The organism is Agromyces sp. NPDC058110, from assembly GCF_042884735.1.
Lineage (GTDB): Bacteria > Actinomycetota > Actinomycetes > Actinomycetales > Microbacteriaceae > Agromyces.
On the sequence record NZ_JBHVTI010000008.1, the window covers coordinates 141,042 to 166,701 of the forward strand.

Annotated in this window: 27 protein-coding genes and 1 tRNA gene; 10 read left to right on the top strand and 18 right to left on the bottom strand. The window is 71.2% G+C overall.

Going from position 1 to position 25,660, the window contains the following annotated elements:
- Positions 1-97: 97 nt before the first annotated feature.
- From ACFVS8_RS18910 to ACFVS8_RS18925, 4 genes are all read right to left on the bottom strand, one after another.
- The gene (locus ACFVS8_RS18910; RefSeq protein WP_387065926.1) at positions 98-886 is read right to left on the bottom strand and encodes a CHAP domain-containing protein; all 789 of its coding nucleotides are present in this window, start codon (positions 884-886) and stop codon (positions 98-100) included.
- A gap of 291 nt (positions 887-1,177) precedes the next feature.
- Positions 1,178-1,675: an HNH endonuclease gene (locus ACFVS8_RS18915; protein WP_387065929.1), complete on the bottom strand. Its 498-nt coding sequence runs from the start codon at positions 1,673-1,675 to the stop codon at positions 1,178-1,180.
- A 374-nt stretch (positions 1,676-2,049) separates the two neighbouring features.
- A complete protein-coding gene (locus ACFVS8_RS18920; RefSeq protein WP_387065932.1) occupies positions 2,050-2,805 on the bottom strand; it encodes a C40 family peptidase in 756 nt (251 codons plus the stop codon).
- Between the two features lie 335 nt (positions 2,806-3,140).
- Positions 3,141-3,833 (bottom strand): metal-dependent transcriptional regulator, encoded by a 693-nt coding sequence (locus ACFVS8_RS18925; protein WP_387065935.1) that lies wholly within the window; start codon positions 3,831-3,833, stop codon positions 3,141-3,143.
- Between the two features lie 69 nt (positions 3,834-3,902).
- Here ACFVS8_RS18925 and serC point away from each other — a divergent pair, with 69 nt between their 5' ends.
- Together serC and ACFVS8_RS18935 are read left to right on the top strand one after the other, a co-directional pair.
- Complete coding sequence (gene serC, locus ACFVS8_RS18930; protein ID WP_387065938.1) at positions 3,903-5,018, top strand: phosphoserine transaminase; 1,116 nt, start codon at positions 3,903-3,905, stop codon at positions 5,016-5,018.
- A gap of 5 nt (positions 5,019-5,023) precedes the next feature.
- The gene (locus ACFVS8_RS18935; protein ID WP_387065941.1) at positions 5,024-5,290 is read left to right on the top strand and encodes a DUF2530 domain-containing protein; all 267 of its coding nucleotides are present in this window, start codon (positions 5,024-5,026) and stop codon (positions 5,288-5,290) included.
- On the opposite strand, the gene ACFVS8_RS18940 is transcribed toward ACFVS8_RS18935, so the two are convergent.
- Together ACFVS8_RS18940 and ACFVS8_RS18945 are read right to left on the bottom strand one after the other, a co-directional pair.
- Complete coding sequence (locus ACFVS8_RS18940; protein ID WP_387065944.1) at positions 5,266-6,159, bottom strand: DUF3027 domain-containing protein; 894 nt, start codon at positions 6,157-6,159, stop codon at positions 5,266-5,268. The genes ACFVS8_RS18935 and ACFVS8_RS18940 overlap by 25 nt on opposite strands.
- Positions 6,152-6,532, bottom strand: coding sequence for a cold-shock protein (locus tag ACFVS8_RS18945; protein WP_092964766.1), 381 nt, complete (start codon positions 6,530-6,532; stop codon positions 6,152-6,154). Before ACFVS8_RS18945 ends, ACFVS8_RS18940 begins: the two co-directional genes overlap by 8 nt.
- Before the next feature lie 109 nt (positions 6,533-6,641).
- Between ACFVS8_RS18945 and ACFVS8_RS18950 the strand changes: the two genes are divergently transcribed.
- Genes ACFVS8_RS18950 through ACFVS8_RS18960 form a run of 3 tightly spaced genes read left to right on the top strand, consistent with a single transcriptional unit; the run spans position 6,642 to position 10,502 of the window.
- A complete protein-coding gene (locus tag ACFVS8_RS18950) occupies positions 6,642-6,917 on the top strand; it encodes a multidrug ABC transporter ATPase (protein WP_387065947.1) in 276 nt (91 codons plus the stop codon).
- Positions 6,918-6,926: 9 nt separating this feature from the next.
- Entirely contained in the window at positions 6,927-8,798 is a 1,872-nt protein-coding gene (locus ACFVS8_RS18955) for a helicase-associated domain-containing protein (protein ID WP_387065950.1), read from the top strand.
- Positions 8,799-8,858: 60 nt separating this feature from the next.
- A complete protein-coding gene (locus ACFVS8_RS18960) occupies positions 8,859-10,502 on the top strand; it encodes a DNA repair helicase XPB (RefSeq protein WP_387065953.1) in 1,644 nt (547 codons plus the stop codon).
- Positions 10,503-10,523: 21 nt separating this feature from the next.
- Here ACFVS8_RS18960 and ACFVS8_RS18965 read toward each other — a convergent pair whose 3' ends face one another.
- From ACFVS8_RS18965 to ACFVS8_RS18975, 3 genes are read right to left on the bottom strand one after another with little or no spacing between them, the layout of a single operon-like run.
- Complete coding sequence (locus ACFVS8_RS18965; RefSeq protein ID WP_387065955.1) at positions 10,524-11,258, bottom strand: pyrimidine reductase family protein; 735 nt, start codon at positions 11,256-11,258, stop codon at positions 10,524-10,526.
- Positions 11,255-12,142 (bottom strand): dihydropteroate synthase, encoded by an 888-nt coding sequence (gene folP / locus ACFVS8_RS18970; RefSeq protein ID WP_387065957.1) that lies wholly within the window; start codon positions 12,140-12,142, stop codon positions 11,255-11,257. The genes ACFVS8_RS18965 and folP overlap by 4 nt, the downstream gene beginning before the upstream one ends.
- Positions 12,139-13,425: an NAD(P)/FAD-dependent oxidoreductase gene (locus tag ACFVS8_RS18975; protein ID WP_387065959.1), complete on the bottom strand. Its 1,287-nt coding sequence runs from the start codon at positions 13,423-13,425 to the stop codon at positions 12,139-12,141. The genes folP and ACFVS8_RS18975 overlap by 4 nt, the downstream gene beginning before the upstream one ends.
- An 88-nt stretch (positions 13,426-13,513) precedes the next feature.
- Between ACFVS8_RS18975 and ACFVS8_RS18980 the strand changes: the two genes are divergently transcribed.
- From ACFVS8_RS18980 to ACFVS8_RS18990, 3 genes are all read left to right on the top strand, one after another.
- Entirely contained in the window at positions 13,514-14,212 is a 699-nt protein-coding gene (locus tag ACFVS8_RS18980; RefSeq protein ID WP_092966659.1) for a response regulator transcription factor, read from the top strand.
- 31 nt (positions 14,213-14,243) lie between these two features.
- Positions 14,244-16,061 (top strand): ATP-binding protein, encoded by a 1,818-nt coding sequence (locus ACFVS8_RS18985; RefSeq protein ID WP_387065962.1) that lies wholly within the window; start codon positions 14,244-14,246, stop codon positions 16,059-16,061.
- A 125-nt stretch (positions 16,062-16,186) separates the two neighbouring features.
- Positions 16,187-16,477 (top strand): WXG100 family type VII secretion target, encoded by a 291-nt coding sequence (locus ACFVS8_RS18990; RefSeq protein WP_387065964.1) that lies wholly within the window; start codon positions 16,187-16,189, stop codon positions 16,475-16,477.
- 211 nt (positions 16,478-16,688) lie between these two features.
- Here ACFVS8_RS18990 and ACFVS8_RS18995 read toward each other — a convergent pair whose 3' ends face one another.
- The 6 genes from ACFVS8_RS18995 to ACFVS8_RS19020 all read right to left on the bottom strand — a co-directional run bounded on the left by ACFVS8_RS18995 (position 16,689) and on the right by ACFVS8_RS19020 (position 22,251).
- Complete coding sequence (locus ACFVS8_RS18995; protein ID WP_387065966.1) at positions 16,689-17,888, bottom strand: hypothetical protein; 1,200 nt, start codon at positions 17,886-17,888, stop codon at positions 16,689-16,691.
- Between the two features lie 142 nt (positions 17,889-18,030).
- On the bottom strand, positions 18,031-19,650 hold the full coding sequence (gene groL / locus ACFVS8_RS19000; RefSeq protein WP_387065969.1) for a chaperonin GroEL: 1,620 nt from the start codon (positions 19,648-19,650) through the stop codon (positions 18,031-18,033).
- Positions 19,651-19,784: 134 nt separating this feature from the next.
- Positions 19,785-20,840 carry a DUF3048 domain-containing protein gene (locus tag ACFVS8_RS19005; RefSeq protein ID WP_387065972.1) on the bottom strand — a complete coding sequence of 352 codons (1,056 nt, stop codon included), beginning with the start codon at positions 20,838-20,840 and terminating at the stop codon, positions 19,785-19,787.
- Positions 20,841-20,981: 141 nt separating this feature from the next.
- On the bottom strand, positions 20,982-21,182 hold the full coding sequence (locus ACFVS8_RS19010; RefSeq protein ID WP_116081101.1) for a cold-shock protein: 201 nt from the start codon (positions 21,180-21,182) through the stop codon (positions 20,982-20,984).
- A gap of 207 nt (positions 21,183-21,389) precedes the next feature.
- Entirely contained in the window at positions 21,390-21,932 is a 543-nt protein-coding gene (locus tag ACFVS8_RS19015) for a LytR C-terminal domain-containing protein (RefSeq protein WP_387065975.1), read from the bottom strand.
- A 28-nt stretch (positions 21,933-21,960) separates the two neighbouring features.
- Positions 21,961-22,251: a DUF3263 domain-containing protein gene (locus tag ACFVS8_RS19020; RefSeq protein ID WP_387065978.1), complete on the bottom strand. Its 291-nt coding sequence runs from the start codon at positions 22,249-22,251 to the stop codon at positions 21,961-21,963.
- Positions 22,252-22,400: 149 nt separating this feature from the next.
- On the opposite strand from ACFVS8_RS19020, the gene msrB reads away from it, so the two are divergent.
- Positions 22,401-22,802 carry a peptide-methionine (R)-S-oxide reductase MsrB gene (gene msrB, locus ACFVS8_RS19025; RefSeq protein WP_387065981.1) on the top strand — a complete coding sequence of 134 codons (402 nt, stop codon included), beginning with the start codon at positions 22,401-22,403 and terminating at the stop codon, positions 22,800-22,802.
- A complete protein-coding gene (locus tag ACFVS8_RS19030) occupies positions 22,799-23,368 on the top strand; it encodes a nitroreductase (protein ID WP_387066126.1) in 570 nt (189 codons plus the stop codon). Before msrB ends, ACFVS8_RS19030 begins: the two co-directional genes overlap by 4 nt.
- A 51-nt stretch (positions 23,369-23,419) precedes the next feature.
- On the opposite strand, the gene ACFVS8_RS19035 is transcribed toward ACFVS8_RS19030, so the two are convergent.
- The 3 genes from ACFVS8_RS19035 to ACFVS8_RS19045 form a co-directional block, all read right to left on the bottom strand.
- Complete coding sequence (locus tag ACFVS8_RS19035; RefSeq protein WP_387065984.1) at positions 23,420-24,403, bottom strand: DMT family transporter; 984 nt, start codon at positions 24,401-24,403, stop codon at positions 23,420-23,422.
- Between the two features lie 91 nt (positions 24,404-24,494).
- A tRNA-Thr gene (locus ACFVS8_RS19040) sits at positions 24,495-24,567 on the bottom strand.
- Positions 24,568-24,648: 81 nt separating this feature from the next.
- Complete coding sequence (locus ACFVS8_RS19045) at positions 24,649-25,578, bottom strand: DsbA family protein (RefSeq protein WP_387065987.1); 930 nt, start codon at positions 25,576-25,578, stop codon at positions 24,649-24,651.
- Positions 25,579-25,660 lie beyond the last annotated feature (82 nt).

Sequence of the window (25,660 nt, forward strand, 5' to 3'; positions counted from 1 at the left end):
GCGAAGTCGCCGACCCGATCGACGACGCCCTCGTACCGGATGCCGGCGCGAGACGAGCCGGCCCTGACGAGGCGCACCCGTGGCGACCGGCCGCGGATCAGGTCGGCGGGTACAGGTAGAGCGCGTCGCCCTTGGCGATGGTGCGCCGGTGGTACGAGTGGTCGGAGTTCTGGTTGTACTCCTCGATGTTGACGGTGCCGTCGTCGTTGACCGAGTTCACGTACGCGACGTGATTGTAGGGGAACCATGCGACGGCCCCGACCACGGGCTCGCTGCTCGTCGGCCAGCCGTGCGAGACCCATTCGTCGGCCCACGCGTAGGCGCTGCCCGACGCGAGGTTCGACCAGTCCCACTTCCAGGGAGCGCCGGTGACGCCGGCGTCGCGGTTGAGGCGCCAGGCGACGAAGTCGACGCATTCGCGGTAGTAGTAGCGGAGCGGCGAGAGCCCTCCGCCGTAGTCGTCGGGGATCTGGTCCCACCACGGGTAGTCGTCGCCCTCGGCCTTGACGGTGTAGATGGCGTAGCTGCCCGACCCGCGCGACGCGAGCTCAGCTGCCCAGGCGGCCTGGGCTGCCTCTTCGGCGTCGAGCGCCGCCTCGTCGATCTCGGCCTTGGTCGTGACGGCGTAGGCGTCGGACGAGAGCGGCGCGCGGCTCGCCTCGGCCGACACGTCGAGGTCCTGCGCCTCGGCAACCGCGAAGCTGAACGCGCCGCCGGGCTGGAAGGCGTCGCCGCCGGGCATGAACGCGTAGGCGGGCACGGCGACCGTGCCGAAGATGGCCGGCACCACGAGCAGGGTGGCGAACACGCGCACCGGGCCCGTGCGCCGCACCTGGGCGGGCCTGCGCAGCGCGCTCGGCGTCTGGGGCGTGCCGTTCGGGTTCACGGGCGGCGGGACGGATGCTGCGGGGCGTCCGCGATCTGCGCGACCCGCGCTGCGGGTGCCGCCGCCCCTGACCCGGCCGGAGGACGCGGACCGACGGCCCTGCGCGGCCTCCGCGGCGCGCCGCTGCGAGCGAGACGGCTGCTCGGCGTGGTCACCTTCGTGCAAAGTCGATCCTCCGGACACCGCCCGGCCGCGGGACGGCTCGGTTCGGGTTGACGTGCTGTCGACGGTCGGGTGCTCCGGCGACTCGTACCACCATAGGGGAAAGGGCCGCCGGAAGTCACCTTCCGATCAGGCCGCGGTCGAGAGGTACTCGTCCCACTGCGGCAGCGTCCGCTCGAACCCGCGCACGACCCAGCTGCGTCCGTGGGGCATGCGCGGGGTGAACCGGAGCTCCCAGCCCATCTCGGCGGGGGTGTGGTCGCTCTTGAGGTTGTTGCACCGCAGGCAGCAGGCCACGAGGTTCTCCCACGTGTCCCGTCCTCCGCGCGAGCGCGGCAGCACGTGGTCGATGGTCGCGGCCGAGCGGCCGCAGTACGCGCATCGGTGCTCGTCCCTGCGCAGCACCCCTCGCCGGCTCACGGGCACCGAGTGCACGCGCGGCGTGCGCACGTACCTCGTGAGCACGATCACGCTCGGTCTCTGCCAGGAGCCGCTCGCGGCGCAGACGGGATTGTCCTCGTCGGCCTGGATCACGGTCGCCTTCTGGTTCATCACCAGCAGGAGCGCCCGCTTGAACGAGATCACGGCGAGTGGCTCATAGCCCGCGTTGAGCACGAGTGTGCGCATGGAGTGCCTTTCGATCGGGGCTGGATGGCTTCCAGCCGCGTGAACGGATCGACGCTCCGGCGGCACTGCGGCCGCTCGACGGCACGGACGGGACGGATGCCGGTCGCCGCCGAGATCCGCCCCGAAAACGCAGAACGGGCACCGTCATGAAGACAGTGCCCGTCGAAACGTCGGCTCGTGCGGTGCTCGGCTGACTCCCGCGCCGTTGGTCGAATTGCGCGCGCGCATCCGCGGAATGGATGCTGCACGTGCGGACCATCGGCGTTCCCCTCGCCCGGATCTCGGATCGTCAGGGCTTCAGGTTACGGCATGAACGGCGCGGAAGGGGCAACCCTCCGCGCCGTCCGCACGCCGTGTCACGCGATGTTCACCGATCAGATGCCGATGCGCACGATCGTGTAGTCGCTCGTCCAGATCGGCTGCACGCGAACCGAGGCGCCCTCGTAGGGCGCGTGCAGGATCATGCCGTTGCCGGCGTAGAAGCCGTCGTGGCCGTCCATGATCACGAGGTCGCCCGGCTGCGCGTCGGCCTCGGAGATGACGGTGCCCATGGCGCCCTGGCCCGCGGAGGAGTGCGGCATCCCGACGCCGAACTGGGCGTAGACGTACATGACGAAGCCCGAGCAGTCGAAGCCGGCCGGGGTGGCCCCGCCGTACACGTAGGGCGTGCCGATGTACTGGGTCGCGACGCTGTACACGCTCGCGAGGTCGAAGCTGGGGTACGGCGGGTTGGCGAGGAAGTCCCCGACCGACGGGCCCTCGTACGACGCGGCGTACGAGGTCATCGCGGTCTCGGCCGCGACCCTGGCGGCCTCGGCCTCGGCTGCGGCCTGCTCGGCCTGGCGCTGCGCCTCGGCGGCCGCGTCGATCTCGGCCTTGGTGGTGGCGGCGAAGCCGTCCTTCGTCACGGGGGCGGCGATGACGTCTTCGGCGACCTCGACGGACTGGGCCTGCGCCTTCGTCATGCGGGTCGCGTCGCTCGTGGCGAACTGGGGGTCGTTGCTGCCCGGTGCGAACGCGTAGGCCGGGATCGCGAGCGTGCCCACGATGCCTGCGGCGATCGTCATGACGGCCACGTTCGCGACGCCTCCGCGGCGGAGCCGACGGGTCGAGGCGAGCGGACGCTGCACGACGGGAGCGGACTGCGGTTCTGGGCTGACGCGCGGGGCCACGGCCTTGGAGGCGCTGCCGCGCTTCGGGGACGTGAAACGGCGGCGTGGGGTGAATCGAGCCAAATCGGGTTCCTCCACCGCCCCACGGAGTCGGGCTCCGTCTCACCTGGTGCGCTCGAGGCGCGTCTTCGTCCTGAACCGGGCGGTGAGTGCCGAGGGGCGATCCCGATCCTGGTCCGACGACCGGCTTCATGCCGTCGGACTCGACCGAGGATACGCGAGGCGTGCTTGAATGTCACATTCCGATCACGGTTTTCTGTGATCCCTTGCGAACACTCAGGTTCGGGGATGGCTCATTCCGCGACGAAGATGTGCCCGGCCACCTCGTTGGGCAGTTCGAGCGCGCCGTCGATGCCGTCGACCTCGACGGCGATGTAGCCGCCGCTGCGGGTGAACGTCGCGGCGGCGCCCGGAACGATGCCGGCCTGCTTGAGCTGGAGCAGCAGTTCGGGGTCGAACTGCACCGGCTCGCCGAGGCGGCGGACCACGCCGCGCACCTCTGAATCGCGCTCCGCGATGGCGTCGGTGACCCGCACGACGCCCGACATGAACGGGTCGGCCGGCTCGAGACCGAGCTCCTCGAGCCCCGGGATCGGGTTGCCGTACGGCGATTCCTTGGGCTCGCCGAGGATCTCGATGAGGCGGCGCTCGACCTGCTCGCTCATGACATGCTCCCAACGGCATGCCTCGTCGTGCACGTACTCCCACTCGAGGCCGATGACGTCGGAGAGCAGGCGTTCGGCCAGGCGGTGCTTGCGCATGACGTGGACGGCCTTGCTCCGGCCGTCGGCGGTGAGCTCGAGGTGCCGGTCGTCGGAGACGACCACCAGCCCGTCGCGCTCCATGCGCGCCACGGTCTGCGAGACCGTGGGGCCGGAGTGGCCGAGTCGCTCGGAGATCCGGGCGCGCAGCGGGACGATGTTCTCCTCCTCGAGATCGAGGATGGTGCGGAGGTACATCTCCGTCGTGTCGATGAGGTCGGTCACCAGCAAGCCCTCCTGTCGCAGCCCGTCATCAAGCCTAGCCGGATGCGGAGGCTCGATAGACTTCCGTGCATGCCGAGCATCGTGATCCCCAGCGACCTCCTGCCCGCCGACGGACGATTCGGCTGCGGCCCGTCCAAGGTCCGCCCCGAGCAGCTCGCGCACCTCGCGGAGGTCGGCCCCTCCCTGCTCGGCACCTCGCACCGCCAGGCTCCGGTCAAGAACCTCGTCGGGCGCGTGCGCTCCGGGCTGTCCGACCTCTTCGCGCTTCCCGACGGCTACGAGGTCGTGCTGGGCAACGGCGGCTCCACCGCCTTCTGGGATGCCGCGTCAGCGGGCCTCATCGAGCGCCGCGCGCAGCTCTGCTCCTTCGGCGAGTTCGGCGCGAAGTTCGCCGGCGCGGCCGGTGCGCCGTGGCTCGAGGCCCCCGACGTGCGCAAGGCCGATCCCGGCACGCGCTCGAACCCCGAGCCGGTCGCCGGCGTCGACGTCTACGCCTGGCCGCACAACGAGACCTCGACCGGCGTCATGGCGCCCGTGCAGCGGGTTGTCGGCGACGAGGGCGCGCTGACCGTCATCGACGCGACGAGCGCCGCCGGCGGCGTCGCGGTCGACCCGACCGAGTTCGACGTCTACTACTTCGCACCGCAGAAGAACTTCGCGTCCGACGGCGGCATCTGGTTCGCGCTGTTCTCCCCCGCCGCCATCGAGCGGGTCGAGCGCATCGCGGCATCCGACCGCTACATCCCCGAGTTCCTGTCGCTCAAGAACGCCGTCGACAACTCGCGCCTGAACCAGACGCTGAACACGCCCGCGCTCTCGACGCTGCTGCTGCTCGAGAACCAGCTCGAGTGGATGAACGCCTCCGGCGGGCTCGCCTGGGCCGACGCGCGCACGCGCGAGTCCTCGTCGGTGCTCTACGACTGGGCCGAGCGCACCGCCGTCGCGACCCCGTTCGTCGCCGACCCGGCCGACCGCTCGCAGGTCGTCGTCACGATCGACTTCGACGAGTCGACGGATGCCGCCGCGATCGCGAAGACGCTCCGCGAGAACGGCATCGTCGACACCGAGCCCTACCGCAAGCTCGGTCGCAACCAGCTGCGCGTGGCGACGTTCACCGCGATCGAGCCCGACGACGTCCGTGCGCTCACGGCATCGATCGACTACGTGCTCGAGCGGATCGGCTGACGCCGATGCGGCTCTGGCTCCCCGAGTCGGAGCGCCGGCCGGATCCGGCGCCCGCCCGCGCAGACGCGCGCAAGGCGGTGCTCGCCGGAACGGCCCTCTGGCTCGTCGGCCTCGTGGTGTGCCTCGTCGTCCGAGACGCCCTCGCGTCGACGGGTCTCGCCTGGCTCATCTGGGCGTGCGCGACCGGGGTGCTGCTCGGCGTCGCCGCACTGGTGTTCGTGCAGGTGAGCCGGCGGCGCCGCGGCCGTCAGAGCGCGGGCGCCTCGTCCTGATCGTCGTCGGCGTCGAGCCCGTGCTCGGCGTCGTCACCCTGCGCGTCGTGCTCGTCGGCGTCGTCGGTGTGCTCGTCGTCGGAGTGCTCCTCGTCGGAGTGCTCCTCGTCGAGGTCGTCGGCCTCGTCGGGGTGCTCGTCGTCGAACCCGTGCTCGTCGTCGTGCTCGCCGTCGAGGTCGTGCTCATCGAGGTCGTGGTCGTCGTCGAACTCGTCGTCGCCGATCTCGAGCTCCTCCGACCCGTCGTCGGCCACGAACTCGAGTTCGTCGGACTCGGGCTCCTCGCCCGCCTCGCGCGCGGCAGCTGCCGCCGCGGCCTGCGCCGCCCGGTACTCGGCGAGCCGCTCCGACCACGGCACCCACGCCGGCGCCAACAGTGCCCGGTCGCCCGGCATGAGCTGGGTCTCGAGGACCGTCGGCTCCTCGCCGTCGACTCGTACGATCGTCGCGCTCCAGTGCCACCCCGGGTAACCGGAGAGGTCGGAGGCGAAGTGCAGCGTGAGCACGTGCTCGTCTTCGACGATGTGGCCGACGACCGATCCGACGGTCTCGGGCGCGGTCGTCTCGAGCAGTGCACGGCGGGCGAGGTCGACCGACGCGAGCAGCACCGGGTCGGGCTCGAACACCACGGGCTCGGGCGCCGACTCGGGCTCGACAGTCTCGGGCACCGACTCGGGCTCGACGGTTCCGGGCTCCGACTCGGCCTCGACGGTTCCGGGCTCCGACTCGGCCTCAGCAGGTTCGTCGGCGAACGGAGCGGCCTCGACCGCCTCCGCCTCCGGAGCGGTCGCCGCCTCGGACTCGACCGGTGCGTCGGAAGCGGACGCCGTCGCCGCGGCATCCGTCTCGGGTTCGGTGAACTCAGGCATCCAGATCGTCTGCCACCTTGCGCAGCACGGTCGCGACCGTGCGCGCCTTGGACTTCTCCGGGTACCGGCCGCGGCGCAGGTCGGCGCCGATCGAGTCGAGCACCTTGACGACGTCTTCGACGATGATCGCCATGTCGTCGGCGGGCTTGCGGTTGATCTTCGCGAGGCTCACGGGCGCGTCGAGCACGCGCACCGAGAGCGCCTGGGCGCCGCGCTTGCCCTCGGCGACGCCGAACTCGAGACGGCTGCCCGCGCGCACGGTCGCACCGGCGGGAAGAGCGGATGCGTGGAGGAAGACCTCCTGGCCGTCATCGGAGCTGATGAAGCCGAATCCCTTCTCCTCGTCGTAGAACTTGACCTTGCCGGTGGGCATGTGGAACCTCGCTCATGTCGGGGAAGGCGCGCGGGAACGCGCGCGCCGTGCACGCACCAGTCTAGAGTCCCGGCCCCATGCGGGCGTCGCGCTGCCCTATCCTTGCAGAGTGAGTGAAACCCAGCAGTCCGGCAGTCAGCGCGTCGAACGCGTCCTCGCGTTCATGTTCGCCGGGCTGGTGCTGCTGTCCATCGCCGCGTTCATCGCGGTGATCTTCGCGACCGTGGCCGGAGTGGCCGAGAACGACGGCTTCAGCCAGGGCGTCTGGCCGGTCGTCATCATGCTGCCGTGGTTCGGCCTCCCGATCGCGTTCCTGCTGCTCATCGCCCTGTTCATCGTGCACGCGGTGAACCGCTCGCGCACGACGCGCGCCCAGACGAACTGATCGGAGACGATGCTCGAACTCGCCGCGCGCCTGCGTTCGCTGCCCCGCGATGACCTCGGGGCGGCGCTGGCCACGCGCGAGTTCGAGGGCTCCGGGGTCCGCGACCTGTTCGACCTCGCCGAGGTGCTGCTGGCACCCGACTCGCTCGACCACGTGCTCTCGCGCCTCGACCGCCCGCGCCTCGCGGTGCTCGCGGCGACGGCCTCGCTGACGGCCGACCACACCGACACCACGATCGAGGCGATCGCGGCGGAGCTGGGCCGGCTCGGCGCGTCGCCCGAGCTGCGCGCCGCCGTGCCCGGCCTGATCGGGCGCCTCGCGGACTCCCTGCTGGTCGTCTCGCATGACGACGAACGCGTCCATCTCCCCCTCGCGGTCGGCGCCCGGCTCGCCGTGCGCACGGAACGCGACATCCCCTCCGCCGCCGAACTCGCGGCCCCGGCCCCGCCGGTGCTCGTGGGAGTCGACGACGTCGACCGCACGCTGCTCGAGCGCCGGGCGGCCGAGGCGGCGTACGCGACCGTCGCGGCGACCGCCGAGCTGCTCGCCGCCGTCGGCGCCCAGCCGGCGCGCGAGCTCGCGAAGGGCGGGCTGACCCTGCCCGACTCGAAGCGGCTCTCCGAGGCCTGCGGCGTCGACCTCGACGCATTGCCGCGCCTGTTCCACCGGGCCGACGAGGCGGGGCTCGTGCTCCGCGACGGCGCGTACTGGCTCGAGTCCGACATCGGCGCCGAGTGGTCCCAGCTCGGATCGGCCGATCGTTGGCAGCGGCTGGCCGAGCAGTGGCTGGCTCGAATCCCGCCGTCGCTCCGCGAACTCGTCGCGCGTCGCAGCGAGTCAATCTCGGCGACCGACCTGCGCGACGACGTGCGATGGCTCTACCCGGCCGGCGGCAAATGGCTCGACGACGGCCTCGACCGGCTCGTCGACGACGCCGAGGCGCTGGGCCTGGCGGTCGCGGGCGAGCCCGTGGCATCCGGTCGGCTCGTGCTCACGGGAGAAGTGGCGGCCGCGGCAGCGGAGCTCTCGGCCCATTTCCCGGCGCAGGTGGCGAAGGTCTACGTGCAGCACGACCTCACGGTCGTCTCCCCCGGTCCGCTCGAGCCCGTCATCGACGCGCGCCTGCGCGGCATCGCCGACGTCGAGGGGCGCGATCTCGCCTCGACCTATCGCGTGAGCGCGGCATCCGTGAACCGCGGGCTGGCAGCGGGCGAGACCGCGGAGTCGATCCTCGAGTTCCTCGGCGGCATCTCGCTCACCGGCATCCCGCAGCCCGTGGCCTACCTCGTCGCCGAGGCGTCGCGTCGCTTCGGCAGCGTACGCGTGGCCGCCGCCGACGAGGCCGACCTCCCGGCGCGCACGATGGTGCGCTCCGACGACGAGCAGCTCATCGGCACGCTCGCCGTCGACCAGACGCTGAACGCCGTCGGGCTGAGGCTCGTCGGTCCCCACCGCCTGCTCTCGCGGTTCGCGCCCGACGTGGTGTTCTGGGCGCTGGCCGACGCGAAGTACCCCGTCGCGGCCGAAGACCACGACGGCACGATCATCCGCCTGCACCGCCACCACCTCGCGCAGTCGCCGGCCCCGCAGCCCGCGGCCGACCAGGTCGCGGCGCTGCTCGACCGGCTGCTCGCCAAGCACGACGACGACGCCACCGACGAGGTCGCGTGGCTGGCGCGGCAGCTCGAAGCCGCCGCACGCTCGAAGGAGACGCTGACCGTCACCGTGCGCATGCCGGGCGGCACCACCGCCGACTACCTGCTGGCACCGGCGAGCGTCGCCAACGGACGCCTCCGGGCTCGCGACCGCAAGGCCGACATCGAGCGCACGCTGCCGCTCTCGGCCATCGCGGCCGTGGCCCCGGCGCCGTCGAACGTCTGACCCCGACGATTCCGCGGCGATCGGCGATGCGCCCATGAACCGGGCGTAGACTCGACGGTTATGTCAGACGGCCCCCTCATCGTGCAGAGCGACCGAACCGTGCTGCTGGAGGTCGCGCACCCCCTCGCCGAGGATGCGCGCCACGACCTCGCGGTCTTCGCCGAGCTCGAGCGCGCACCGGAGCACGTGCACACGTACCGCATCACCCGACTCGGACTCTGGAACGCCAGAGCGGCCGGCCACACGTCCGACGACATGCTCGGCACGCTCGAGAAGTACGCGAAGTTCCCGGTGCCGCAGACCGTCTCGGTCGACATGCGCGAGACCGTCGCGCGATACGGCCGGCTCGTGGTCGACCGCACCGACGACGGCGCGCTGCGACTGCGCTCCGACGATCTCGCGGTGCTCACCGAGGTCGCGAACGCGAAGCGCATCGCGCCGCTGCTGACCGAGCGGATCGACGACACCGGGTTCCTCGTCGAGGCCTGGGCCAGGGGCGCCCTCAAGCAGGAGCTCGTGAAGCTCGGGTGGCCCGCAGAGGACCTCGCCGGATACACGCCCGGCACGCCGCATCCGATCGCGCTCGACGAGGGCGGCTGGCACCTGCGCGACTACCAGCAGAAGGCCGTCGACAACTTCTTCGACGGCGGATCGGGCGTCGTCGTGCTGCCGTGCGGTGCCGGCAAGACCCTCGTCGGGGCCGGCGCCATGGCCACCGCGAAGACCACGACGCTAATCCTGGTGACGAACACGGTCTCGGCGCGCCAGTGGCGCGACGAACTGCTGCGGCGCACGACGCTCACGGCCGAGGAGATCGGCGAGTACTCCGGCCAGACCAAGGAGATCAAGCCGGTCACGATCGCGACGTACCAGATCCTCACGGCGAAGCGGAAGGGCGAGTACGCCCACCTGGCACTGCTCGACGCGCTCGACTGGGGGCTCGTGGTCTACGACGAGGTGCACCTGCTGCCGGCGCCGGTCTTCAAGCTCACGGCCGAGCTCCAGGCCAGGCGACGCCTCGGGCTCACCGCCACCCTCGTGCGCGAGGACGGCCGTGAGGGCGACGTGTTCAGCCTCATCGGCCCCAAGCGGTTCGACGCCCCCTGGAAGGAGATCGAGGCCCAGGGCTTCATCTCGCCCGCCGCCTGCTACGAGGTGCGCATCGACCTCCCGCAGTCCGAGCGGCTCGCGTACGCCGCATCCGCCGACGACGAGCGCTACCGCCTCGCCGCGACCGCACCCGCGAAGCTCGACGTCGTGAAGGAGCTCGTGGCCAAGCACCGCGGCGAGCGGATCCTCGTGATCGGCCAGTACCTCGACCAGATCGACGAGCTCGCCGAGACGCTCGGCGCACCGCAGCTCACCGGCGCCACGCCCGTCGACGAACGCGAGCGGCTGTTCCAGGAGTTCCGCGACGGGCGCACGCCAGTGCTCGTCGTGTCGAAGGTCGCGAACTTCTCGGTCGACCTGCCCGAGGCGACCGTCGCGATCCAGGTCTCCGGCTCGTACGGCTCGCGCCAGGAGGAGGCGCAGCGGCTCGGCCGCCTGCTGCGACCCAAGGAGTCGGGTCTCACCGCCAACTTCTACACGCTCGTCGCGCGCGACACGGTCGACCAGGACTTCGCGCAGAACCGCCAGCGGTTCCTCGCCGAGCAGGGGTACAGCTACACGATCCTCGACGCGCACGCGCTCGAGGCCGCCTGACGCGGTCGCGCTCGGCCGGTCTCAGTCGCGCTCGTCGAGGTCGCGCGCGTAGCGCAGCAGCAGCAGGTCGCCGGCCGGCAGCGCGTGCACCAGGCGCATCGGCCTGGCCAGCTCGGGTGCACCCCGCACGATGCGGCCCGCCGTGCCGCCGACCAGCGTCGGGCTGAGCGAGAGGCAGACCTCGTCGACCAGGTCGGCGTCGAGCAGCGCGCCGAACAGGTGCGGACCGCCCTCGCAGAGCACCTGCGTCAGGCCGCCCGCGGCGAGCGAGCGCCGGGCGGCGGCCAGGTCGACCGCGGCGCTGCCGCAGACGAGCACGTCGGCCACCTCGGCGAGCGCCGCGCGCCGGGGTTCGGGCGACGCCGCGTGCGTGACCACCATCGGCCGCCGAACGGCCTTCGCGAAGAACGGATGCCGCGGGTCGAGGTCGAGCCTCGACGAGACCACGGCGACGCGGGGCTGGTCGTCGAGGTCGTGCGCACGCCGCCACGCGGCATCCGCCTCGTCGACCGAGAGACCGCCGTAGCCCTCGGCCCGCACGGTGCCCGCCCCGACGAGCACGACATCGGCGAGCGTGCGCATGGCCTGCATCGCGAGCCGGTCGCTCGCGTCGCCGAGGCCGCCGCTGCGTCCGTCGAGCGTGACCGCGCCGTCGATGCTCGCGACGAAGTTCATGCGCACCATCGGCGCTTCGCGATCGGGCGGCGCATACGCCTCGAGCAGGGTCGCGCGGTCGACCCTCGACTCCTCGATCATCGGTTGTGCTCCAGGAACACCGGCTCGCGCCACCCTTCGATCGCCTCGATCATGCGCATCGCGTCGACCGTCTCGCGCACGTTGTGCACGCGCACGATGCGTGCGCCGCGCATGACGGAGTAGACGGCCGCGGCGATCGATCCCTCGACCCGCTGCGAACGGTCGCGTCGGCCGAGGCTCTCGCCGACGAAGTCCTTGTTCGAGAGCGCGACGAGCGTCGGATACCCGAGCGCGACGACCTCGTCGAGGCGGCGGGTGAGCTCGAGCGAGTCGAGCGTGTGCTTGTTCAGGTCGTGGCCCGGGTCGACGATGATGCGGTCGGACGCCACCCCGGCCGCCTCCGCGCGCGCCACCCGGTCGCGCAGGTAGTCGACGACCTCGGCGACCACGTCGTCGTAGCGCGGCGACGGGTGAGCCGTGCGAGGCTTCGCGAGGCTGTGCGTCACGACGATCGAGGCGCCCGTCTCGACGAGCACCGCGGCCATGCCGGGATCGCTGAGACCCGTCGTGTCGTTCACGACGTGGGCGCCGGCCGCGATCGCCTCCATCGCCACCTCCGCGTGGAACGTGTCGACCGAGATCACGGCACCGGCGTCGGCGAGCGCGGCGACCACGGGCACGACGCGATCGATCTCCTCGGCGACCGGGATGGCGGGGCCGGGGGCGAACTTCGCCCCGCCGATGTCGATCCAGTCGGCGCCGTCGTGGACGGCCCGGAGCCCGGCGGCGACGGCCGCGTCGAGCGCGTCGGTGCGCCCGCGGTCGTAGAACGAGTCGGGCGTGCGGTTGACGATCGCCATGACCGCGACCTGACGCGAGAAGTCGAACGTCCGCGGTCCGATGGTGCGCACCATGCCGCCGGTCGTCGGGGTCGACGCGGTCATGCCGCATCTCCGGCGAGCGCCTCGAGGGGCACCGAGGAATCGGCGAGCTCGTCGCGCGAGACCACCCGCCCCGACCGGATGAGCCGTTGGACCGCGGGGTTCACGTCCCAGACGTTGACGTTCATTCCGGCCACCACGCGGCCGTCGCGCGCAAGCCAGAACACGATGCCCTCGCGACGTGCGTCGGCCGCGGACGCCGCCGTGAGCGGCACGTCGCCGCGCACGACGATCTCGGCGTCGGCCGCCAGGTCGCCGTAGCCGGAGTACTCCATGCCGAGGTCGTACTGGTCGGTGAAGAAGTAGGGCACCTCGTCGAAGGCGATCGGCGCGAGGGCGAGCGCACGCCCGGCAGCGGCTCCGCTGGCGCCGGCGTTCGCCCAGTGCTCCACGCGCAGGTGCCGCTCGAGCCGAGGGTTCCAGACTGCGGCGACGTCGCCCGCGGCGAACACGTCGTCGGCACTGGTGCGGAGCGATGCATCCGTCACGATGCCGTCGTCGACATGAAGACCGGCGGATGCCGCTAGCTCGACGTTCGGCACCGCACCGATGCCGAACAGCACGAGGTCGGCCGGCACCTCCTCGCCGGTGCTCAGAACGGCCGACGTCACCCGGCCGCGCGCGCCCCGGAGCGCCGTGACGGACGCGCCTCGTCGCACCTCGACGCCGTGCTGCTCGTGCAGGCCGCGGAACATCGCCCCGAGGCCCGCTCCGACCGCGGCCTCGAGCGGCTCGCCGCCGCGCACGATGACCGTCACGTCGTTGCCGTACCCGCGCGCCGCCGCGGCGGCCTCGAGCCCGATCCAGCCGCCCCCGACCACGACGACCCGTCGACCGCCGACGCGGAGGGCCGTGCGCAGCCGGGTCGAGTCGGGCAGGGTGCGCAGCACGTGCACGCCGCGCAGGCCGGCTCCGGGGCCGGTGAACCGCCTGGCGCGAGCGCCGGTCGCGAGCAGCAGCCGGTCGAACGCCAGCGTCGAGTCCTCGCCGTCGCGCTGCTCGACGTCGATCGTGTGCGCGGCCGGATCGAGGGCGACTGCGCGGGCGCCCCGACGCACGTCGACCTCGTGCCGTCGGTACCAGCGGAGGTCGTGGGGGGAGACGCTGCTCGCGGCATCCGACCCGGTCAGGTAGCCCTTCGAGAGCGGTGGCCGCTCGTAGGGCGCCCGCGGCTCCTCGGCGAGCACGACGACCTCGCCCTCGAACCCGCTCTCGCGCGCCGAGCGCACGGCCCCGGCCGCCGCCAGACCCCCTCCGACCACGACCACCCGTTGCTGCGACGCCATAGGCCAAGTGTTCCATTCCGCGATCGGATTCCACGACCCTCGAAGAATGTTCAGGAAAGTTCCAGCCCATGCGCAGATGATGGTCAACATGAGCGATGGACCACGCATTCTCATCGTCGATGACGAGCCCAACATCCGCGACCTGCTCACCACGAGCCTGCGTTTCGCCGGATTCGCCGTTCGCGCCGTCGGCAACGGCGCCCAGACCATCTCGGCCGTTCTCGAAGAGGAACCCGACCTGATCATCCTCGACGTCATGCTCCCCGACATGAACGGCTTCGGCGTCACCAAGCGCCTGCGTTCGGCCGGGTACACGGCGCCGATCCTCTTCCTCACCGCCAAAGACGACACCGAAGACAAGATCACCGGCCTCACGGTCGGCGGTGACGACTACGTGACGAAGCCGTTCAGCCTCGACGAGATCGTCGCCCGCATCAAGGCAATCCTGCGCCGCACCATGCACGCCGAGGAAGACGCCGTGATCCGCACCGGCGAACTCGTGATGGACCAGGACACCCACGAGGTGCTCGTGGGCGACGTGCCCGTCGAGCTGTCCCCCACCGAGTTCAAGCTGCTGCGCTACCTGATGCTGAACCCCAACCGGGTGCTCTCCAAGGCGCAGATCCTCGACCACGTCTGGGAGTACGACTTCAACGGCGACGCCGGCATCGTCGAGAGCTACATCTCGTACCTGCGACGCAAGCTCGACCAGCACTCGACCGAGCCGCTGATCCAGACGAAGCGCGGGTTCGGGTACATGCTGAAGTCCTCGGTCTCCAAGCCCTGACTCAGGGTCGGCCGCCTAGACTCGCCCCGCTATGCATCAGACGATCTCCGAGCGGTGGAACCGCATCTCGCTGCGCACCAAGATCACCGGTGTGACGGTGCTGATGCTGACCCTCGGGCTGCTCGTCTCCGGCATCGGCACGGCTGCCATGCTCCGCTCGTACGTCGAGGACCAGATGTCGGCGAAGCTCGGGGGCATCGCGGGCGGCAGCCTCGACAAGTACTTCGTCGACAGCGGCGATGCAGACGGCTCATCGGACGGGCAGTCGAAGTTCTCCGAGAACGACCAGGTGTTCGTCGCCGTCTACGACCCGACCACCGGGCAGTTCCTGAACCACAACTGGGAGGGCCGTCCCGCCGAAGACGTGCCGCTGATCCCCAAGACGCTCACGCAGGCCGACGTCAACGAGATGAACGAGCAGGGCGCCGGCAAGTACACGGTCGTCCAACTGAAGGACGCCGACGGCAACAAGACGTTCCGCGCAGTGGTCGCCCTCCTCGGCGTCGGAGACCACGGAGCGCTGGCGCCGATCATCATCGCGATCTCGTCGAAGGACACCGAGTCGCTCATCGCCGTCTACCTCACGATCTTCCTGGGCTTCGGCATCGGCGTGGTGCTGGTCGGCGCACTGCTCACGCGCATGCTCGTGACGACGACGTTCACGCCGCTGCGCGAGGTCGAGGCCACGGCGGCCGCGATCGCCGACGGCGACTTCAGCCAGCGACTCGGCGGCGCGACGCCGAACACCGAGGTGGGCCGGCTCAACCGCTCGCTCAACACGATGCTGAACCGTATCGACCGCGCGTTCCGCGATCGTGCGCGCACGATCGACCAGATGCGGCGTTTCGTGGGCGACGCCTCCCACGAACTGCGCACGCCGTTGGTGTCGGTGCGCGGCTACGCCGAGCTGTACCGCATGGGCGCCCTGCAGACCCCCGACGACGTCGCCCAGGCCATGGAGCGCATCGAGAAGGAGGCCATCCGCATGGGCGGCCTCGTCGAGGACCTCCTGGCCCTCGCCCGCCTCGACGAGGCGAAGCCGCTCGAGCTCGCCGAGGTCGACCTCGTGCCCCTCGCCCGCGACGCGGCCCTCGACGCCATGGCTGCGCACCCCGGCCGCACGATCACCGTCACGACGCCCGACGACCTCGCGACGGCGGATGCCGCTCCGGCAGCACCGGTCGACGGCCCCGTCGCCGCCGCCGGCACGCCGGCCGGGAGCGGACGCGCGTCGACCGGGGCGATCTCGTTCGCCGGGGCGACGCTCGCCCGCCTGCGCAACCGGCGACCGCGCACGACCGAGACGACGACCACCGCGAGCCGTCGTGCCGCAGCGCAGGCCGCCCAGGCCGAAGCACAGGTGCAGGCCACGCGTTCCGTGCCGGCGACATCGACGGCCGGACAGGCCCAGGCCGGTGCACGCACCTCGACCGCGACGACCGGCGCGGTGCAGCAGGCAGTGGTGCTCGCCGAGGAGAACAAGATCCGGCAGGTCATCACCAACCTCATGGGCAATGCCATGCGGTTCACGGCCGACGAGAGCCCGATCGACATCCGGGTCAGCGCCGATCGCGCCACCGAGCGCGCGATGATCGAGATCATCGATCACGGCGAGGGAATCCCGCCGCAGATCCGGGAGAAGATCTTCCAGCGCTTCTGGCGCGCCGACACCTCGCGCACGCGCGAGACGGGCGGTTCGGGCCTCGGGCTCGCGATCGTGTCCTCGATCGTCGCGGCGCACAACGGTGCGGTCGACGTGGTCGAGACGCCCGGTGGCGGTGCGACCTTCCGCGTGCTCCTCCCCCTCGCGGGCAGCGCGGCAGCGCCGCAGCCCGTCGCGGTCGACTGAACCGGTCCCGACCCTTCCTCCCCTGCGGCGACGACCGCGGACTCGCGCACAGCAGACCGGGTCAGCGGATCGGGCGCGAATCCGGGATGCCATCGTGGCGGAACCAACCGAGTGAAGGGACCACCATGTCGAGTTTCCACGTCGATGCCGCCCAAGTCTCCGCTGCGACGCAGACCGTGCAGGGCACGATCGGCCGCATCCAGTCCGAGGTCGCCTCGCTGCTCGGCCAGCTCACGGGCCTGCAGTCGTCGTGGTCGGGCCAGGCCGCGACGGCGTTCCAGGGTGCCGTGTCCGACTGGCGGGCCACGCAGCTGCACGTCGAGCAGAGCCTCGACGGGCTGAACCGGGCGCTCGGCGTCGCGGCGACCCAGTACGCCGAGGCCGAGCAGGCCAACGCGCGGCTCTTCCTGCGCTGACGGATGCCTCGCCGCGGCACGCCGCTCACCTGCGGCGGCCGCGGCGCATCGACCGCAGTGCGCGGCCACCTCGGTGCCCGATCTCAGTGGCGCGTGCGTGCGCGCGGGGTCCTGCGCGCGACTGTGTGCGCGCACCGCGCGCGAGCATGACGAGGACGTCGCGAGGCGCCGTCAGGCTGTGTCAGGCCCCGTCATGTTGCGTCAGGTTGCGTCAGCCCGCGTTCGCGACGATGCGCGACGCGAGTTCGACGATCGACGATCGGGCGGCGACGAAGTCGAGCCCCTCCGGAAGGTAGGTCACGCTCGCCGGCGGCACCTCGGGGAACGAGATCCGCACCCAGCCTCGGTCGAGCCTGAGGTCGAGCATGCACGGCTGCGAGTCGTCCGCGCATCGGAGTACGGCAGCCTCGGAGTCGAGCCCGGGAACGTCGACGAATGCGCCGCCGTCGGCGATCCACGCATCGCGCTCGAGCAGGTAGCGCCAGTCGCCGCCCGGCAGGTACGAGACGGTGCCGTATCCCGACTCGGACTGGCTGAAGCCGATCGAGCATCGCATGGCGCCGGTCTCCTGGACCGAGTACCAGTACTGCCCCACTCTCGGCCCGTCCCATGACAAGCCGAACCGCAGGTCGGGCAGCCCGGTCACCTCGGTCAACTCGGCGGGCGTCGTCAACTGCTCGCACTCCTCCACGGAGCGCGTCGAGGCGGGCGGCATCCAAGGTTCACTGCTCGAGCCGACGTCGGCGAGCGCCGCGATCATCGCGTCGGTGAGTGCCGTGAACTCGGCCGCGAGCGAAGCCTCGGTGTCACCCTCTTCGAGCACGATGCCGTCGATCTGCAACGCGATCCACGCCTCGGCGAGCCAACCGTGGAGTTCGCAGAACGCGTCGACGTCGAAGGCGACGCAGCGCGGGCCCTGCGCGGTCGCGCCGTACGGCGTGGGCGTCTCGCCGCCGTTGTACAGGTCGGCGTAGGCCTGTGCGGCCTCCTGCGCGTCGGGCACGATCCCCAGACGCACCGACTGCGCCCCTTCGACCGGCCCGGTCCAGGTCGACCCGACGCGCCCGTCGTTCCAGGCGCACTCGAGCGCGCCGACCTGAGCGGCCGCCGAGGCGTCCGGCGCGCTCACCGCGCCGAGGTCGACCTCGCCGAGCGGCGCCTCCCCTGCACCCAGCAGGGCCACCAGCGCCGTTCGGGGCAGCACGGCATCGCACCCGATGGCGAACCGCGGCGACGGAGCGTCGACCGGCGGCGCGTCGTTCCCGACCGGCTCCGTCGTCGCCGCCGTCGTCGCCGCCGAGGTCGTCGGGGCGGTCATGGAGGGCGCGACCGGCGAACAGGCGGAGAGCAGGCACATGGCGGCGGCGGCGAGCACGAACGCGGTGCGCCGCAGAGATCGAGTACTCGGCACGCGCCCACGCTATCGAAGCGCCTTCGAGCGGTCGGTCACGTTTCGGCAACGCCGCGGGGCGGGCCGCACACGACGAAGGGCGCCTCCTCTCGGAGGCGCCCTTCGCGCTGATCAGGCCGTGACGGCCGGGGATCGGTTCGGACTAGAAGTCCATGCCGCCCGTGGGGTCGCCGGCCGGAACCGGGTTCTTCTCGGGCTTGTCGGCGACGACGGCCTCGGTCGTGAGGAAGAGGCCGGCGATCGACGCTGCGTTGAGCAGAGCCGAGCGGGTCACCTTCACCGGGTCGTTGATGCCGGCGGCCAGCATGTCGACGTACTCGCCGGTCGCGGCGTTGAGGCCCTGTCCGACGGGGAGGTTGCGCACGCGGTCAACCACGACGCCGGGCTCGAGGCCCGCGTTCAGCGCGATCTGCTTGAGCGGGGCGTCGATCGCGACGCGAACGATGTTCGCGCCGGTCGCCTCGTCGCCTGCGAGCTCGAGCTTGTCGAACGCGACCTTGCCGGCCTGGATGAGCGCGACGCCGCCACCGGCGACGATGCCCTCTTCGACGGCGGCCTTCGCGTTGCGGACGGCGTCTTCGATGCGGTGCTTGCGCTCCTTGAGCTCGACCTCGGTGGCCGCGCCAGCCTTGATGACGGCGACGCCGCCGGCGAGCTTGGCGAGGCGCTCCTGGAGCTTCTCGCGGTCGTAGTCCGAGTCGGTGTTCTCGATCTCGGCGCGGATCTGCGCGACGCGACCGGCGATGCCCTCTTCGTCACCGGCACCCTCGACGATGGTCGTCTCGTCCTTGGTGATGATGACCTTGCGGGCCTGGCCGAGCAGGTCGAGGGTGACGTTCTCGAGCTTGAGGCCGACCTCCTCGGAGATGACCTGGCCGCCGGTGAGGATCGCGATGTCCTGGAGCTGCGCCTTGCGACGGTCGCCGAAGCCGGGGGCCTTGACGGCGACCGACTTGAAGATGCCGCGGATCTTGTTGACGATGAGGGTCGCGAGAGCCTCGCCGTCGACGTCTTCGGCGATGATGAGGAGCTGCTTGCCCGTCTGGATCACCTTGTCGACGATGGGCAGGAGGTCCTTGATGTTCGAGACCTTGCCGTTGACGATCAGGATGTACGGGTCTTCGAAGACCGCCTCCTGGCGCTCGGGGTCGGTGACGAAGTACGCCGACAGGTAGCCCTTGTCGAAGCGCATGCCCTCGGTGAGCTCGAGCTCGGTGCCGAACGTGTTCGACTCCTCGACCGTGACGACGCCTTCCTTGCCGACCTTGTCGATGGCCTCGGCGATCAGGGCGCCGATGGTCTCGTCCGCGGCGGAGATGGAAGCGGTCGCGGCGATCTCCTCCTTGGTCTCCACCTCCTTGGCGTTGGCGATGAGCTCGGCCTCGACGGCCGCGACGGCCTTCTCGATGCCGCGCTTCAGCGAGATGGGGTCGGCGCCTGCGGCGACGTTGCGGAGGCCCTCGCGCACGAGCGCCTGGGCGAGCACGACCGAGGTCGTGGTGCCGTCACCGGCGACGTCGTCGGTCTTCTTGGCGACCTCCTTGACGAGCTCGGCGCCGATCTTCTCGTACGGGTCGTCGAGCTCGATCTCCTTGGCGATCGACACGCCGTCGTTCGTGATGGTGGGGGCGCCCCACTTCTTCTCGAGCACGACGTTGCGACCGCGCGGGCCGAGGGTCACCTTGACCGCGTCGGCGAGCGTGTTGAGGCCACGCTCGAGACCGCGGCGGGCCTCCTCGTTGAAAGCAATGATCTTTGCCATGTGTGTTTCTCGTCCCTTCTCGGACGTCTCAAAGATTCTTGGGTTAGCACTCGATTCGAATGAGTGCTAAATCAATTCTGGCACTCGACCGACCCGAGTGCAAGCGAGCACCCGGCGGCCGGCGCGAGGTTCGCTCAGGGCGCGAAGGTCACCGATCCGGTGGTGGGCACCAGCTCGATCCAGGTGTTGCCCGGGGCGAGCGGCAACGGCTCCCCGTCGTCGGAGGTCAGCACGATCGGCGACGCCTGCGCCGCCTTCGACCAGGTGCCGTGCGCGGTCCGCCCGCCGCTCGACACCCAGGCCTCCCCCGACCCGTCGAGCACGGTCCGCGGCACCTCGCCGTACGACCAGTCGATCGCGACCCGCAGCGTCAGCACGTTCACCGCCTGCACCTGCGCGCCCGCGTCGTCGAGGTCGGGCTCGCCCTCCTGGGATCTCAGCCAGACGGATGCCGCGGCATCCCACGTCCACGACGGGAACCGCTCCTCCGAGAACACCTGCGAGATGCCCGACGTCGCCTCGGCGGCGAAATCGGGGGCCGAGAGCGGGTCCGTGCCGCCGTACACGAACTGCACCGCGGGCGGGGCGAGCGCGGCGTTGCGTTCCAGCGCCTCGGCCGCGTCGAGGATCACGTCGTGCGGGCCGGGTCGTTCGTCGGCCCGCGTGAACAGCCCGGTGTCGTCGAGATCGAAGACCAGGTTCACGAGCGGCGTCGCCTGCATCATCTCGACGAACTGCTCCTGCCCGCCCGAGTAGGCGATGATGCCGCCGAAAGGGGTCGCGATGTCGGGGTCCATCGGACGTATCGAGCGCACAGGGCCGAGCTCATCGGGGATGTCGGAATGCCACACCGCGAGGTACCGGGTGAGCCCGCCCTCGACGAGCTCCTCGAAGACGAGGTCGGTGCGGTTCAGCGCGAGCTGCGGTCGCGCCTCCTCGTGGTTGTCGATCTTCGCGGCGATGGACGGATGCTGCATGGCCGCCCATTCGGCACGGGTGCCGCGCAGCGGCGCGAACGCCAGCGCGACCGGTGCGGCGGAGGCTCCGACCGGTCGTGCGGGTGCGGGCGTCGGCGTCGCGACGATCCGGTCGAGGTCGGGGGCGCTGCAGCCCGCGAGCAGCAGTGCGGCTGCCGGGAGCAGCACGGCGAGCGGCCGCCATCCGATGGCAGATCCGTTCCGCCGCGCCATGCGCACAGCCAACCATCGAGATCCGCCCGTGCGCGGGCGGCGCGCCGGAACCGACCCCCGGGCCGCCTGCGACCGCCGGCCCGGAGACGACGAAGCGCCGCCGGTGCGAGGCATCCGGCGGCGCATCGTGTCACGCTTCGATCAGGCGGGCCGGACGGCCTCTGCCTGAGGGCCCTTCGAACCGGTGCCGACCTCGAACACGACCGCCTGGCCCTCTTCGAGGACCTTGTAGCCGGCCATGTCGATCGCGGAGTAGTGGACGAACACGTCCTGGCCTCCGTCGACGGTGATGAATCCGTAGCCCTTTTCAGCGTTGAACCACTTGACGGTTCCGTTCGCCATGCGTTGCTCCCATATAGCCGTGTGTCGATCAGCACGTGCGTGTCGCCTGTACCGGGCCTGCCCGTCGTGCTGACGGGACCACGGGTGGTACCTGGCATTACACGGGTTCGAGCGACCAATTCCAGATACTAATGACGCGGGCACAGCCAGGAAAAGGGGTGGAACGCGCCGAAATGTCGCGGAATGGCAACGATTCCGCGACCCGGCTCAGCCCGCGACGGTCGCGGCGTAGTCCGAACCGACGACCAGCACGAGCGGGGTGCCGATCTCGCCGAACTTCGCGTCGAGGCGCACGTCGGCGCCGGGGATCGCCTGGGCGACGCCGCGCGCCGCGCCCTCGAGGTCCGCGCTCGCGTAGTAGACGACGGACTCGACCAGATCGGTCTCGCTCGCGTTCGCGGTGGCGCCGACGGGCACGCCTGCCGCGGTGAGCGCCTCGCCGGCCGTGGCGGCCAGCCCGCTCGTCTCGGTTCCGTTCAGCACGGTCACGGGAACATCGGGGGCGATCGTCGGCTCGGCCGTGACGACCGGCGCCTCCGTCGCGGTGGGCGCGGCCTCCGACAGGTCGAGCCGGTCGTTGGCGACCACGACCCACGTGATGCCGACGCCGGTGAGCACGACGGTCGCGAGGGCCGCCCAGCCGAACGCGATCCACCTGGCCCCGCGACGCTGCGGTGCACGGTGGGCGCCCACGCGCTCGATGCCGTGGGGAATCGTGTCGAAGCGATCTCGAGGGGGGTTCTGCGCCATGGGTCCAGTCGTCGGGGTCGGGGCCTGCTCAGTCGAGCGTGCGGCCGTTCGAGAGCGAGCGCCGCGCCCGCGTCGCCGCGCGGGCGTCGCGGAGCCGCTGCAGGCGCTTCACCAGCATGGGGTCGTGGCGGAGGGCCGCGGGCGAGTCGATGAGCTCTCCGAGGATCCGATAGTAGCGGGCGGCTGACATGCCGAACTCCTCGCGGATGCCCTCGGCCTTCACGCCGGGCTGCTGCCACGCGTGGGCCTCGAAGGCGAGCACGCGGAGGGCGAGTGCGTCGAGATGCGGCTCGGCGTCGCGAGGCTGCCCATCGAGCATCACGTGCACCTCCCGCGGCGACGGCGTCGCCTTCGCGTCACATCCTAGGGATGCGTTGCCGTGAGGCTGCCGAGCGTCTGCGGCGTGTGCATGCGCGGGCCCCTGCGACCTGCGACGATGGAGGCATCCGCAGTTCTGGAGGGAACCCAATGGCGTATCAGGTCGAGAAGTCCGACGACGAATGGCGCGAGCAGCTCGGCGACGAGCAGTTCCAGGTGCTGCGCGAGGCGGCGACCGAGCGCCCGTGGACGGGCGAACTGCTCGACGAGGAGCGCGCCGGCATCTACGCGTGCGCCGCGTGCGGTGCCGAGCTCTTCAAGAGCGGCACCAAGTTCGATTCCGGCTGCGGATGGCCGAGCTTCTACGAGTCGGTGCGCCCCGAGGCGGTCGAGCTCATCGAGGACACCTCGCTCGGCATGGTGCGCACCGAGGTCCGCTGCGCGAACTGCGGTTCGCACCTGGGTCACGTGTTCCCCGACGGGTTCGGCACGCCGACCGGCGACCGGTACTGCATGAACTCGATCGCGCTCGACTTCACGCCGGAATCCTGAACGAGCGCCCGGTCTTCCAGGCGGCGAGCACGCGTCGCTCCGCCTCGAAGGTGACCGAAGCCGCACCCGACGACGCGGAGCTGATCGAGCTGCTCGGAGCCGCCGGTCGGGTGGCCGACCACGCCTCGCTCCGTCCGTGGCGCGTGATCGCGCTGCGCGGCGAGGCCCGCGAGCGTCTCGGGACAGCCCTCGCCGAGGCGTCCGGCCTCGCCGAGTCCGACCCGAAGGACGCGGCGAAGCTCGCCGCCAAGCCGCTTCGTGCGCCGCTGCTGCTCGCCGTCGTCGCCGTGCGCACGCCCGACCACCGCAAGGTGCCCGAGTGGGAGCAGGACGCCACGGCCTCCGGGGTCGCGCACCTGTTGAGCCTGCTCCTCGACGAGGCCGGCTGGGGCGTCATCTGGCGCACCGGCCCGCACACCCGGGATCCGGCCGTCGCGGCGATGCACGGGCTGGGCGAGCACGAGGCGCTGCTCGGCTGGCTCTACGTCGGCGGCCGGCCTCCTCGCACGCGGGTGGAGCGGCGCGCGCCGCGCGACGCGTCGGCACGGTTCACCAGCCTGGGCTGATCGCCGGCGCGGGCCACGGCCGACGCCGGGCTCGCGCCGAGCCCGTCGCGTTCAGGAGTTGAGGTCGGCGGAGGGCGCGGATGCCGGACTCTCGCCGGGTTCGACGACGTGCCGGCTCCTCGACCACCTCGTGCTCGCGATGATCACCGCGACGAGCGCGAGCGCGGCGCCGCCGATGGTCGCCAGATCGACTCCCCGGTCGCCGACCGGTACGAGCAGGTCGAGCGCGAGCGCCGCGGTGAGCTGGCCCGCGACTCCCGCGAGGGCGAGCACCAGCACGCCGATCACGCGCACCACGATCGCCTGCACCGCGATGAAGATGCACCCGATGAGGCCGCCCGCGTAGAGCCAGGGCTCGCCGGGGAACCCGGTCGGCCAGCCGACGACCGACGAGTGCACGACCATCACGACCACGAGCACCGTCGTGCCGACGACGAAGTTCCCGAGCGTCGACGTGAGTGCGCTCGACGCCGCCATGCGAACGCGGCCGTTGACCGCCTGCTGCCACGCCGCACCGAACCCGGCGGTGAACGGCAGGATCACGAGCAGCACCGGCACCTCGCCGCCGATCTCGGACGACAGGGTCCAGACCACCGCGCCGAGCGCGAGCAGTGCGCCGAACACCCGGGGCGCCGTGAGCGGGCGGCGTCCGGCCGGCCCCAGCCCGACGAGATCGAACACGACGCCGCCGACCGTCTGGCCCGCGACGATCGAGACCGTGAAGAGCGCGACGCCGATGACACCGGCCGAGATGCCCTGGGTCGCGACGAACCAGGCGCCCGCGACGCCGCCGAACAGCATCCACCAGCGGATGGTTCCGGAGCGGAGCTCCCGGGCCACGTTGCCGATTCCGGCCCGCCCCGGCTTCCAGAAGGCGAGCGCGACGAGCAGGATCGCCAGGCCGCTGCCGAACGAAATGGCCGCGGCCGTGTACGCGTCGCCGATCGCCGCCGAGAGCTGCCCGTTGACGCGCGACTGCAGGGCGGTCAGCGCACCGCCGACCGCGGCAAGGGCGATCGCGATCCAAGCGGGCATGCCGGCGGGCTCGACATGGGCGTGCCGATGCCCGTCTTCCGCCGGTGCCGCCGGCGAGGCGGCGTCGGGAATGCGTTCGTCTTCAGTCAAGAGCCGGCTGCGGGACTCGAACCCGCAACCACCGCTTTACAAGAGCGGTGCGCTACCAATTGCGCCAAGCCGGCGAGGCCGCCCCACGAGGGGGACCCACGACATCCTACCGATCGCGCGGCGGAGCCCGGTCTGGCTCCGCCGCGCGGACGGGATCACTGGGCCGGGGTCGGCGTGGGAGTGGGGGTCGGGGTCGACTCGGACTCGTTGAAGGTGGCGCTCGTGGCCTGCACGACGAACGACTGGAACTCCTGCGCGTCGGTGAGCGAACCGCTGTACTGCTGGCCGTTCACGAGCACGGTGGGCGTGCCGGTGACCGAGGTGAGGTCGGAGTTCGGGATCGGACCGGTCAGCGCCCGCGTCGTGGCATCCTGCACCCACGTCTTGAAGCGCATGTCGTCGATGCACGAGGCGACCGACGAGTCGGCGCCGGCATCGGTCGCGAGCTTCTTGAGGTCGGAGTTCGCGAGACCGACCGAACCCTCTTCGGGCTGGTTCTGGAAGAGGATCTCGTTGTAGTCGAAGAAGGCGTCGGGCGACAGGTCGGCGACGCACGCGGCGGCGTTGGCCGCGCGCAGCGAGTACTGCGTGCCGGCCGACTTGTTCGTGAGGATCGCGATGGGGTGGATCTCGAGCGTCGCGGCTCCGGACTCGACCATGGTGCGCATGGCCTCGGAGTTCGTCGTCTCGAACTGGCCGCAGTAGGGGCACAGGTAGTCGATGTAGGTCACGATGTTCGCCACCGTGCCGCTGTCGTCGGGGACCGTGGCCGTGGGCTCGCCGCCAGGCTTGATGGCGGGCGTCTCGACCGCGGTGATCGCGCCGTCGTCGCCCGCGACGAGCACGATGCCGTCGCTCGCCATGTTGGCCGGACCGGGGCCCGCGGGCTTGATGCTGTTGAAGATCAACCAGCCGATGAGGGCCGCGACGAGGAGCACGGCGACGATGACGCCGCCCTGGATGAGGACCTTGTTGCGCTTGTCGCGCTTCTTCTGCTCCTCGCGGAGGACGCGCGCCTTCTCGCGGGCAGCCTCCCGCTTCTCGTTACGGGTGGCACGTGGCTCTTGGGATCCGCCGTTGGTCATCGATGGTCACTCCGGGTCGCTGTGTGGGCGCGCGCGTACTGCGAACGCACCCACGATAGTAGGAACGGTGGCTGGGAATCAG